Source organism: Streptococcus mitis (assembly GCF_946188685.1).
Lineage (GTDB): Bacteria > Bacillota > Bacilli > Lactobacillales > Streptococcaceae > Streptococcus > Streptococcus mitis_CC.
In genome coordinates, this window is record NZ_CAMHWH010000001.1 from 276,580 (window position 1) to 289,895 (window position 13,316).

Sequence of the window (13,316 nt, forward strand, 5' to 3'; positions counted from 1 at the left end):
TTATTTCCTCATTATTTACATACAACTTCCTCAATAACAAATAATTTTGTAAGATATTCTGGAACACATAGTGCTAAATTACTTAAACTGACTTTTATTCCAGCATTCATTAATTCATCTCCATAAAAGAACTCATCAAATCCAGAGACGGAATAGCATTTATCTTTATCTAAACCACTAAAATAAACTCTTGTATAACCTGGGTTCAACTTACTATTCAATTGAGCATACAGTAAAATCGACTGGCATTTATTCTTTGAAACAACTTGCCAACTAGCAGAATCACAACTAAAAGGACTGTTTATCCTATAAAAATCCCCATATTGAAACAATGAACGATATTTTTTATAAAACTGAATTTGTTCTCTCACTTGTTCTTTTTCTTCTACCGACAATCTCGTAACATCTAATTCATAACCGAAAGAACTAAAATAAGCTACATTTGTCCTAGTGTCCAAACTCGTTTGTCTTCCACTTTGTTCGTTTGGAGAAATAGAAACATGAGCTGTCATCATTGATGGAGAATATCCATAAGAAGTTCCATGCTGAATTTTCAACCGTTCTATCGGGTCCGTATCATCACTCGTCCACGCTTGCGGTGCATAATACATAAGTCCTAAATCAAAACGTCCACCACCTGAAGAACAAGATTCAAATAGAACTGAAGGGAACTTAGTTATTAAACGATCTAATAACTGATAAAGACCTAAGATATATCGATGACCAAATTCCATCTGCTGTTCAGAATCAAGTTCAATACTATAAATATCTGTTATATGACGATTCATATCCCATTTGATATAATCCAGATTTGTTTCGATTATGATTTTAGAAATAGAATCAAAAAGGTAATCAACAACTTCCTGTCTCGTCAAATCCAACACATATTGATTTCTTCCTACTGACTTCTCTCTGTCTAACAAATGGATAGTCCAATCGGCATGATTCTTGTACAAATCACTATCAATAGAAATCATTTCAGGCTCAAACCACAAACCGAATTGTAAACCTATTTTGTGAATTGCATCTGCAAGAAATCCAATACCTTCAGGAAGGCGACTTCTATCTGTTATCCAGTCACCCAGAGAACTTTTGTCATCTTTCCTATGACCAAACCAACCATCATCCAGTACAAATAATTCTATCCCTAAATCTTTAGCAGCCTTTGCTAAATCTAAAATTTTTTCTGTACTCAAGTCAAAATAAAATGTTTCCCAACTATTGAGTATTATAGGACGACTAGCTTGAGAAAAATTAGGATTAACTAAATGATGTCGATAAAAATCTGATAGTTGTTGGCTCATCTGATTCATCCCTTGATCAGAATAGGTCACAATTGCTTCTGGTGTCACAAAACTTTCGGCAGGATTTAATAAAAAACGAAATTCTACTGGATTTATTCCTACCGTTACTCTAGCTGTGTCAAAATGGTCAACTTCAATCATATTTTGAAAATTTCCAGAATAGATAAAGTTAAAACCATAAACCTCACCACTATGCTCGGTAGTTTCCCTCCTTGATAGCATAAAGAAAGGATTTTGCTGAGGACTTGATGAGTATCTCAAGCTATCTATTGCTTGAATACCTGGTCTAAGCGAAGTTCTATATAACTGACGTTCCCTCAGCCATGCTCCAGAAAATTGAATAAAGTCATATTGACTATCAGGTAGATCTAGCTGTAAACTCATTGCTTTCAAAAGAGTCAACTTATTATTGCTATTATTTAAAAATTCCGTATTTCTAACTAAGACATTGTATTCCGGAAAAATTGTGTAATTTAGTCTAACAGTTAAATCTAATATGGAATCTGTTAAAATAATCGTTAATGTTTCCGCACACTGACCAATATCATCAAATGTTGAAGGTAGAGAGTTAAGACGATTTTTCCCTTTTTCAAATTCAAAACCTTGATATTTTAGTGTCGTTATCCTACTACCATTCATTCCTTGAACTTGAAAGGCTGGATGCCGAAAATCTCCTTTCCCATATGAAGAATATTCATTTTGTATCATAGACTGTTGAATATCCTCAAATTCTTCAGAAAAAGATACTTCAAATCCTCTTTTTTCATAGGCCATCAATTGGTTATAATTTTCCTTGACATGAATCCTTTTCCCAAAATATAGATGTTGAAGTTCCCCATTTTCTAAAATTCTAAAAATATAACTACTATCTTTCATTTCCAAATGAAAAACGGTCTCGTCCTTATTAATATAAATCGTCATCTCTACCTCACAATTTTTTCTTTACTTCTTCAGTATCACGATAGAGTACGGTGCCAATTCTATCTCATCTTCTTGAATAGTAAAATCTCCAATTACTCTGGTAAAATTCTCTATCGAAAGATTCTCTATTTTTATTTTTTGTTTAATCTGAGCAGGATTTCTCAGAGAGAGAATTTCAGTAGAAGTCTTCTGATTGTGACACTTATAACCATAAATTTCAAATTTTTCAGGACTTCCTCCTATTTTTTTACTATATTTTAGTGTTTGATAATTCTCCTCTATCCATTTGACAGCATGAGCATTGGCTTTCCAGCGTTCTTCATCAAACATATCAAAAGAATAGTGAAACTCCCAAAAAGCATTCCCTCTTGTTGAAATAAATAATAGATAAGCTTCAAAATCTGGTATTGATGCAAACATTTGATGATCCATGTACCAGGTATTTGCACTGACAGCATAGATTGGTTCATGATTATAAAGCGACCACATAGGTAACTGTATCTCACGTTTTTCCAAAAATTCTTGATACTGAATATCTCGGTAAGTAATCATACGATTGATATCATTACCTGCATTCTCTGTAAACCCTACATCTTGAGATATTTGAATCCATAAACTATTGACCCACTGTAAAAACCATGGACTAGGATTTACATAAGAAGTCAAGTTTAACCAACAATCTTTTCCTCCTCGCTCCTTTCTTAGATCTATCAACAGTTGAACTAAGAACTCATAAACCGCTGTCATGGTATACATACCATGCGACCCACTCTTATCAGGTTTGTCAGGTTGAAGTAACCAACCATCAATTTTCCAATAGCTGATATCGAATTCTTTTTGATATTCCAACATCTTTTTCTTCATTTGATTGAGATAGTTAAAATCAGCGACGTTTACATCATTTGAAGTATAATTTTTAGAGCCAATCCTTAACTCTGGATGTGCTTCCAACCAATCACTCATAATGATTTCTGTCCCATTATAACCACCTCTGGGACCAATCCATAATCCTAGGCTTGAACCAAATCCATTTACAAGATGTTTAATATTTCTCAAACCATTTGGGAATTTATGATTGAATTCCCAAACAGATTGATAGTTTGTCCAACCATCATCAACAACATAAGCATCTAAATGGACTCCATGATTTTCAAATCCATCTCTAATCTCAGAAAAACTTTTTAGAATACCTTCTTCTGTAATGTCGGTCATATGGTCATACCAGGAATTATACTGTTTACGGAAATAACTAGGTTGAGCTATTCCTTCCACATATTCAAAAAATGCCTCTTGAATCTCTTCTTTTTTATAGGAACCTGCACCCCCAACAATACAAGGCCACAAATTTTTCTCTTGATTAATAACCGTTCCTAAGTAATACCTTGATACATAATGTCTACCATCTACCTTGTTTTCAGACATGGGAAATTCCATTCCTAAGAATAAAGAATTAGCATAAACAGGTTGTCCTAATTCTACATAATAGCCGGAAAAATTTGCCATTTCCTTAATACAATCTTGTCTTTTAGGATAGAAAATATGGTCTTCTGTTTCAAACTCAAAACTCTCTACCTCTACAGATTTAATAACTTCAGTAGAAGATTCTAAAACTAATTGTTTCGAAAGAACATCATCCCTTGATTCAAAGATTAAACGTAAACGAATGGAAGGATAAACAAAAGAAACCTCAATCCGCTTATCTCCCTCTTCCCTAACGATTGCTGAAAAATGATTTGAAGAAAGTCTTATACCATTCTCCAATGTAATGGTAAATTCCTCTTTCGAAACATTTTTTATCATTACTCCTGCCCGTTTGTTTACGATATCAGTAGTATAAAATCGACCATCTCCCCAAAAGAAATTACGTCTTACATTTTTATTTTCAATTTTCATATAAACTACTCTCTCAACTCAATTTTTATTACGCTATCAATCAAGTCTGGTAATGAATAGGTAAAATGAGGAACTTCTCCAAACTGTGCAAAACAAATTCCTTTATAGGCATTGGTCGTCCAGCTTTCTGAAATTTTCACCTCACTTCCATCATGAAGAAAGCTCATTCTTTTTACGTTTTCTTTACTAATACCAAGAAGAGCTAACGGACCTATAGGTTGTTCAAATACATGAGCATAAACCGTATTTCCGTTACGAGTATAGTATCCCCAATCTGGTTTTGGTAAATTTTCATCTCCACTACATCCATAAATTGCCTCACCATTTCGAGACATCCATTGATGAAAATCATCTAATATTTTCTTACTTGGAACATTAATTCTTCCCAAAGCATCTGGGCCTACATTAAGAATCATATTCCCGTTTTTACTAACACATTCAACTAACTTTCTTATCAAAGTTTGACTAGACTTATATAGATAATCAGTAGGATTATAAGCCCAATTGTTATTCATAGTTAGACAAAGTTCCCAAGGAACAGGCTCACCTTTAAAGTTTCGAATACCTTCGTGAGGAACAATTTGCTCTGGACTAACAAAATCTCCAGCATAAGAGGTAATTTCATCTGTAACAATACTTCCGAATCCTTCACCTGATGTTTCTAATCTATTATCTACGATAACGTTTGGCTGATAATGACGAACCATGTCTATTAATTTTGAAGCTCCCCATTTTTCACCTACCATGTCTTCATAAGAATAATCAAACCATAATATGTCAATCTGACCATAACCAGTTACAATTTCTTTAACTTGATTGTGCAAATACTCCAAATAACGGTCAAAGTTAATTTTCTCATCTCGATAGGCTTCATTTCCTCTCATTGGATGATTTAGATCAGCATATTTAGGAAAATCAGGATGATACCAGTCAATCAAACTAAAATATAACCCTACTTTTAAACCTTCAGCTCGAACGGCATCTACAAATTCTTTAACTAAATCTCTACCTGCAGGTGTATTTGTTGATTTATAATCTGTAAATTTTGAATCAAACAAACAAAATCCATCATGATGTTTAGCTGTTAAAACCATATACTTCATCCCTGCAGCTTTTGCTTGTTTAGCCCATTCTCTAGGGTTATATTCCTTAGGATCAAAAGCTCGAAAATATGGTTCATAATCTTCAATAGATAATTTCTGATGACTACGAATCCATTCCCCTTTTCCTGGAATAGAATATAAACCCCAATGAATGAACATCCCAAATCTTGCTTCTCTAAACCACTGAGTTCTACTATTGATAGTTTCAAGTGTATGTTTCATCCTTTTACTGCTCCTCCTCCTAAAGCTTCAATAAAGTATTTACTTGTAAATGCAAATAGAATGATTGGTGGTAATACGATTACAACAATCGCTGAAAAGAGACCATTATAATTAGTATTAAAACTTGTAGTAAATTGACCTAGTAATGCTGGTACTGTTAATTCATTTTTATCAATCACCAACATAGATGCCCAATAATATTCATTCCAGTTATTAATAAAGGCAAGTACTGCTGCTGTTAAAATTCCAGGTCTAGCAATTGGCAACATCACTTTCCAAAAAGTTTGAGCATATGTCGCACCATCAATCTCTGCCGCCTCCTCCAATTCTTTTGGAATAATTTCAAAATAGTTCTTTATAATGAAGAAACTCATAGCAATTCCACTACAAGAGTAGACTAGAATTAGAGCAACTGGGGTATTATAAATCCCCAACGCATTTACTAATCTATAAACTGGAAAAGTCATAGCTGTTGCTGGAATAAATAGAGTAGAATACAGCATAGAAGTCACTAACTTCTTCCCTCTAAATTCCATCCTAGCAATAACATATGAAGACATGGAAATCATAACAATGCTAATAATAACTGATATAGACACTACTTTAAAGCTATTCCAAAAGTAAGTGAAAACATGAAGTTTTGTAAAAACATTTATATAACCATCAAGAGTAAAGTCAGTTGGTAAACTAATACCTGGATTTTTCATAGGATCTGCTTTTAATGATGATAAAAATATCCACGCAATAGGGAAAATGGAAATTAAAATGGTAAGGAGCATATAACCATATATAAGAACTTTGCCTTTTTTACTAATACCATTTATATGTGTATTCATAATCATTTCCCACCTTTCAGTCTTTTTCTTTCTCTGAATAAAATATTAATACAAACGATAATCAACATTCCACCTAAGATTTGTATAACTCCAATTGTATTTGCACGAGCATACTGAGTTCGTGAGCTAGCCACCGCTAATTCTCGAATAACAAAACTGATACTTTTTGTTCCTGCAGCACCATTTGTCAAAAAGAATACTTCGTTATAGAGCAAAAATCCTGAAGTTGCTGCCATAATTGAAACAGTTTTAATTGTCCCCTTAATCATCGGAATCGTAATATACCACTCTTTCCTCCAACCAGTAATATTGTCTAAAATAGCAGCTTCTTGAACTTCTTCTGGAATAGCAAAAATTTGCCCAAGAATCATAATGGTTGATGCTCCTGCAAAGAAGATATAAGCGCCAGTCATAGCTGCTATATTTAATCCTGGAGTCAACAGTACTGAATCTTTAAACGATGGATTAAATAGATGAATAATTTGGTTAACAACGCCATAGTTTGGATTATAGATTTGAAGAAAAATCAATCCCATAGCAGCACTAGAAATGATACTCGGTACAATATAAAGATTTCTAGATATCTTCCATCCTTTTAATTTCTTAGATAATGTAATTGCAACAGATAAAGCCAAAGGAACTTGAATAATAACACCAATTACAGCCCAACGAACAGAATTAATTAGAGCTTCTGTAAAAAATGGGTATTCTTTAAAAACATACCTATAATTTTCAAATAATTTATCAAATCCAAGAAACTCAGGGGTGTTTAAATTTGTATAATCCCATTTAGCAAATGAAGTTAAAAAGATTGTTACTACTGAATAAAAATAAAATAGAAAGAAACAAATCAACGTTGGCAAAAGAAATAAAAAGATAAATCGTCTTTTTTGATTCTTCCTATTTTGTAGGCTCATAACTTTTTGTGCCATAAACAAACTCCTTTTTTCAACTATATGAGTAAAATCAAGCTCAGTTGGCAGTGCCAACTGAGCTTCGTTTCCACTCCCTAAAACAATTAACCAATCAATGATTTCAACACATCTTGAGTAGATTTCACTTTTTGATCAACATCTACATTTTCAGCAGCACTTTCTGTCAATGCATTGATAATAGCTGTGTGTACATCGCCACCCCAAACATCACTTACAGTTGGAACAACTACTTTTGCATTCTTAACTTGAGTAATTGCTTGTCCTAAAATTTTAGTAGTAGCTTCTGAACTCTTTTCTGAAAGTTCTTTTACATTTACATTTTCATCAGAAGGATTTGCTCCTACTTTTTCAAAAATTACTTTTTGTACATCATCGCTAGTCATATATTTCAAAAACTCAAGAGCTAGTTTTTGTTTAGCTTCAGACATCTTACTTGAGATAGTGATACCACCTCCAGAAGAACTAATTGCTACACCTGCAGGATAGATTCCAGGTGCAAGACTTGGGTTCTTAGACATCTCACCAGAAGCCCACACACCATTAAAGAAGACTGCAGATTTACCTTCTTGGAAGTCTTTAGAATAAGCATTAGCATCGCCACCAGCATTCTTAGAACCATTAGCTTGAATTTCTTTCATAACCATTTTCAAAGCATCTGCAAATTCTTTAGATTCGATTCCTTCTTTTGTTAATGGTTTGTCTAATAATTTACGCCCATTTTCTGTGGTTCCTAAGACTGTATTAAACAAGCGAATAGATGGTTCTCCAGCACCAAATGCATACACTCCATCTTGCTTTCTCACAGTAGCCATTGCTTGTGTAAAATCTTCCCAAGTATTCCACTGATCAGGTGTTTTAGCACCCGCTTTTGCAAATATATCCTTGTTATACCACAAACCCATTGTAAATAACTGTTCGTGTACTGTATAAATTTTTCCATCTTTTTGGTTTTGTTTATAGTTCAAACCAACATTTTTTTCAAGCTTATTTGAATCGATATATGGTTTTAAATCTAAAACAAGTTTTTGTTCAATTGCAGCTAATGATACTGCATTACCTGCTAGGTCAATCACATCTGGAAATTCACCACTAGCAACCTTGTTATTCATTACATCCTTCAAATCACCATTTATAGGAATTGGTTTAAATTCTACACCACTATCTTTATGTTCTTCTGCAAATTTATCATATAAATCTCGCATAGTCTTAGCTACAGGCCATTCATCTTCACTATGATGATACCCATGATAAAATTCTAATACTTCTTTACCAGAAGAACTTCCACCGCTTGCATCCTTAGATGTTCCACAAGCTGCTAAACCAAGGGTAGCTACTAACCCGATAACAGCGCATTTCAAAAGACTTTTTTTGTTCATGACAAAACCTCCGTTTTTTTATTTTTGTTTATGATAGCTGAGGATAATAATATTGTGTATCAGCAATATTTGTCATAATATCCTTTAACCCTGTATCCTCGTTTATTTTACCTTGACTTAATAGCTGTATACAAATATTCCCTACAGCTGTAGCTTCAGTCGAACCTGTAAGAACCTCTTTACCAGTTCTATCAGCAATCATTTGATTGAAGTAACTGGCTCTAGCGCCTCCTCCAATCACATATATCCTCTTATAAACCTTATGAGTTAGTTTCTCTAGTAACTCTATTGTTTCCTTATACGTTTCAGCTAGGCTTTCATAAACTATCTTAAATAGTTGTCCATCTGTCCACTCTCTAGTCTCATGATGATAAGCTAGATATTCTGTTAAAGTCTTGTACATATCAGATTCTGTTGCAAATTCAGTTGATTCAGTATCAATCAAAGGAAGATCTTCTTTTTCTTTCTCCACCATTGTTTTTATATCACCAAAAGAATATGCTTTCCCTCTTCGTTCAAATGAACGTCTTAGTTCCTCTATGATCCACAACCCTGTGCAATTCTTCAAAAAAGTAATCACTCCATCTTTCCCGACTTCATTTGTAAATCCATAACTGAACGATTCGGTACTAAGAATAGGTGAAGAAAGCTCCACTCCAACCAAAGACCAAGTCCCTGATGAAATAAACAAACTATCTTCTGTCTTAGGAACTGATACAATCGCGCTTGCTGTATCATGACTACAAACATTCACAACAGGAATATCGCCTAAACCATACTCATTCTTTATCCTACCAAGAACATTTCCCTCTGAGACAACTTCAGGAAGTAAAGACGGATCTAATTCAAATAATTTTAAAACATTCTGATTCCATTTTTGTCTTCTAGGATCAAAGAGTTGAGTCGTTGAAGCAATGCTTTTTTCTGTAGCAAACTTACCTGTCAAGAGATAATTAAACAAATCTGGCATTAAAAGAATCTTATTCGTTTTATAAAATGAATTAGGAAATTCTTGCCGTACCTTAAAGAGTTGAAACAAGGTGTTTATCTCCATAATCTGATTTCCTGTTTCTGAATATAATTTTTCTAACTCAGTAATTTCAGATATTTCCTTTAACACTCCTTTTGTTCTTTCATCACGATAGTGAACAGGTTGTGATAACAGGTTTCCTTCATTATCAATCAGTCCAAAATCAACACCCCATGTATCAATACCGACAGATAAAATCTTGTAATTAGTATTAGCCAATCGGATACTTTCAAGAATTTTAGCTAATAGAAAGTCAACATCCCAAGATAAATGCCCTTTTACTCTAATAGGTAGATTAGAAAAGCGATTTATTTCTTCCATTACTAGTTTATTTTCAGAAAGGTAACCAATGATTGCTCTTCCAGAAGTCGCACCTAAATCTATTGCTAAAACCGCTTCCATTTTTCTTCTCTCTTCGTCCTTGATTAAGTTTATTATAATCCCCACATTTTATTTTTTCAATATGTGAACGCTTACTTGAATAAAATTCATACATTTGCGCCATAAACATAAAAATAATTCAAATTCCTCCAATTTGTGCTATAATATAGTTGAGATGATAAATTAGGAGGAGCTTATGATAAAAGATGAACGTGTACTTGAATTGATTGAAATTATCAAAAAGAAAAAAAGAATTGCCGTAAAAGAGCTGGCAGAAATCACTTTCTCCAGCACAAGTACCTTACGTCGTGATTTAATTTTCTTAGAAAATCAAGGTCTTATCAAAAGAAAGCACGGATACGTGACCCTTTCCTCTATGAACACAATTGAACTTTCTCATCAAATACGTGAAGGAGAAAGTACTAGGCAAAAAAGACTAATCGCTAGTCTCGCTAAAGACTTTATTCGGTCAGGCATGTGTATTTATCTTGATTCCAGTACGACTGTCTACGAACTCTGTCCTCATCTCGCCGAACTAGATAATCTAATTATTTTTACAAATGGTCTACATACAGCACAAACCTTATCTGAGACTGTTAGAGATAGTTCTAAAATTTTTATTACATCTGGAGAAGTAAAGCATCAATCTTGTTCTGTAGTCAACTATGATAAAGAAAATTCTTTATTAGATCACTTTAATATCGATTTGGCTTTTTGTTCAGCAAGAGGCATTGATGACCAATATGTTTATGAAGCATCTTTAAGTCAAGCAATTTCAAAGAAGAGTATTATTGATAAAGCACATGAAACCATTTTGTTGATTGATAGTTCAAAATTTTACAAGACTGGATTTTTTAAAATTAATCCCCTCTCCAAATACACAACCTTTATTTCTGACACCTTGCCAGATCAAAAATTATTAGACGCAGTAGAATTATTTGATGGAGAATGGGTTTCTGATATTCAATGAAAATCAAATAGGAAGCTAGTCTCAGGTTGCTCAAAGTACAGATTTGAAAATTGATCAAGTCAGCTCGAAACACTGTTTTGAGGTTGTAGATAAGACTGACGAAGTCAGTCACATATACACGACAAGGCGAAGCTGACATGGTTTGAAGAGATTTTCAAAGAGCATTAGTTTTGTTTGCTGACCTATATACAAATACTCACTACATAATATTATTTTCTCAGCAACCCCAAAAACGAAGGCTGGGCAAATACCCAATTTCAGGAGAAAATAGAGTAAATCTTCCCACAATAAAACGCATAGTATCAAGGTTTTGTGTGCACACCTGATATTATGCGTTTTTCTGATTGTAAAGACTTTTTCGCCTAGATACGATATTTCAAGAATTAAGTGAGGTTGGTGATCTGAATTTAGTGTGGTATACTATTTTTGTCATCGGTTACCGATTACGTTCCTTACGGTTCGTGAGAGGAGGTGAAACTAATGAACTTTGCCCCAGAGCTCGTTCTTACTATTGTAGCGGACGTCATAGCAGGAATCATCTTGTATTTCGTTTGCAAATGGCTAGATGGTAAGAAGTAGACCGAATGACTAGCCTATCAACACCCGTTAAATCGCTAAGATACGTCAAAAAATCCCTTAACTACGGCCATAGTTAAGGGATTTGGTGTTCTAATGAACCTTGCCCGATAAAATTATTCTAACATACAGGTCCAGATATTTCAAGAGTTTTATTCATTGTTTAAAGTTCCTTAGGTATCTGAAAGGTCTCTAATAGAGTTAGCTATCTAGTACCCAAAAACCGACTAGTTCCTATGATCTAGTCGGTTTCTCATCAATGCGCCAACATTTCTTGGGCGATTTCTTGTCCAGATAGGTTATCTGGGTAGTAGGTTGGCCAGTTATCCATTTCTTCAAAGAGGGTTTCTTGGCTTGTTCCTCCAAAGAAGATATGGAAATGTTCTGCCTTAACTGGGGCGATATTGTGGTCACTAAACTGAACATACTTGAATTGTCCAGCATCAGCATCTGTGGCTTCAAAGAGGAAGCGCACGCCACGATTGCCTTTCTTATAAGTCAAGATTTTCTTACCAACATACTTGTAAGTATATTTCTTGCTTTGTCCATCTTGAACAAATTCCATAGTATTATCAGTAATGTTGATCTTAGTGACATCTGTCTGATAGCCTTTTGTATAGTAAGCCTTGTACTCAGCCTGGGTCATCTTACCAGTCAACTTAGCCTTATAATCAAAGACCTGATCAAACGTGCCATCTTCAAGGAAAGTATAGACTGATTGCCAGTTACCTGCATAGTCACTCAAGGTGCGGTCTTTGACGTCTGCATCCTCGAAGTAACCATTTTGAACTGTCTTGGTATCCTCTGCCTTTTCAGGCTCAATTGCTGGGCCTTCTTGGTCCGTTGTTTGTTTCAGAGCCTTGAGGTTTTTCTCCATCACGGAAATGTAGTTTTCTCCAGCCTTGGTGTCCTCTTCTGTCAGACTTTCTAAAGGATTGAGGACATCTGTTTTGACACCTGCCTCTTTTGAAAGTGTGTTAGCAAGGGCTTGTGAAGCATTCTCTTCAAAGTAGATATAGGCAATTTTATTTTTCTTGACATACTCTGTCAATTCTGCCAAGCGAGCAGCTGATGGCTCGGCATCTGGAGAAAGGCCTGAGATAGCGACTTGTTTGAGTCCATAGTCCAAGGCGAGATAGTTAAAGGCTGCGTGTTGCGTTACAAAGCTCTTTTGTTTGGCTTGAGACAAGCCTTCTGCATAAGCCTTATCCAAGGCTTGTAATTTTTCGATATAGGCAGCTGCATTCTTCTCAAAAGTCTCTTTTTTATCAGGATAATCTGCTGACAAGCTGTCACGGATGTGCTCTACTAGTTTAATGGCACGAACTGGTGATAACCAAACATGGGGATCGTACTCATGGTGATGGCCTTCTTCTCCATGGTCATGGTCTCCCTCTTCTTCCTCACCACCTGGCAAAAGCAACATATCGCCTGTCGCCTTGATGGTTTTGACCTTTTTCTTATCCAAGGTATCTAGCAATTTAGGAACCCATGTTTCCATGTTTTCATTTTCATAAACGAAGGTATCTGCATCTTGGATTTTGGCAACTGCCTTGGCAGACGGTTCATATTCATGGGGTTCTGTACCAGCACCGATTAGGAGCTCTACATTAGCCGTATCTCCTGCGACTTGCTTGGTAAATTCATAGACAGGGTAAAAGGTTGTCACAATATTTAGTTTGCCATCTGCCTGCTTTTGATTGGAACAAGCCACTAAAAACAAGGCACATAGACTGGCGAGTAATAAGCTAATTTTTTTCATGTTCATC

General features: G+C 34.8%; 9 protein-coding genes. 1 reads left to right on the plus strand and 8 read right to left on the minus strand.

The window, feature by feature from the left end; translation table 11 throughout:
* Positions 1-11: 11 nt before the first annotated feature.
* The 7 genes from N8N51_RS01330 to N8N51_RS01360 form a co-directional block, all read right to left on the minus strand.
* Positions 12-2,225 (minus strand): alpha-galactosidase, encoded by a 2,214-nt coding sequence (locus N8N51_RS01330; protein WP_261103404.1) that lies wholly within the window; start codon positions 2,223-2,225, stop codon positions 12-14.
* A 21-nt stretch (positions 2,226-2,246) separates the two neighbouring features.
* Positions 2,247-4,118, minus strand: coding sequence for an alpha-galactosidase (locus N8N51_RS01335; RefSeq protein ID WP_261103405.1), 1,872 nt, complete (start codon positions 4,116-4,118; stop codon positions 2,247-2,249).
* A gap of 5 nt (positions 4,119-4,123) precedes the next feature.
* A complete protein-coding gene (locus tag N8N51_RS01340) occupies positions 4,124-5,443 on the minus strand; it encodes an alpha-L-fucosidase (RefSeq protein ID WP_261103406.1) in 1,320 nt (439 codons plus the stop codon).
* Entirely contained in the window at positions 5,440-6,279 is an 840-nt protein-coding gene (locus N8N51_RS01345; RefSeq protein ID WP_049522255.1) for a carbohydrate ABC transporter permease, read from the minus strand. The genes N8N51_RS01340 and N8N51_RS01345 overlap by 4 nt, the downstream gene beginning before the upstream one ends.
* Positions 6,280-6,281: 2 nt before the next feature.
* Complete coding sequence (locus tag N8N51_RS01350) at positions 6,282-7,211, minus strand: carbohydrate ABC transporter permease (protein WP_078140508.1); 930 nt, start codon at positions 7,209-7,211, stop codon at positions 6,282-6,284.
* Between the two features lie 86 nt (positions 7,212-7,297).
* Positions 7,298-8,590 (minus strand): ABC transporter substrate-binding protein, encoded by a 1,293-nt coding sequence (locus N8N51_RS01355; protein ID WP_050220529.1) that lies wholly within the window; start codon positions 8,588-8,590, stop codon positions 7,298-7,300.
* 28 nt (positions 8,591-8,618) lie between these two features.
* On the minus strand, positions 8,619-10,022 hold the full coding sequence (locus tag N8N51_RS01360) for a rhamnulokinase (RefSeq protein WP_261103408.1): 1,404 nt from the start codon (positions 10,020-10,022) through the stop codon (positions 8,619-8,621).
* 175 nt (positions 10,023-10,197) lie between these two features.
* Between N8N51_RS01360 and N8N51_RS01365 the strand changes: the two genes are divergently transcribed.
* On the plus strand, positions 10,198-10,971 hold the full coding sequence (locus N8N51_RS01365) for a DeoR/GlpR family DNA-binding transcription regulator (protein ID WP_261050407.1): 774 nt from the start codon (positions 10,198-10,200) through the stop codon (positions 10,969-10,971).
* Positions 10,972-11,803: 832 nt separating this feature from the next.
* Here N8N51_RS01365 and adcA read toward each other — a convergent pair.
* Positions 11,804-13,309, minus strand: coding sequence for a zinc ABC transporter substrate-binding lipoprotein AdcA (adcA, locus tag N8N51_RS01370; protein ID WP_261103409.1), 1,506 nt, complete (start codon positions 13,307-13,309; stop codon positions 11,804-11,806).
* Positions 13,310-13,316 lie beyond the last annotated feature (7 nt).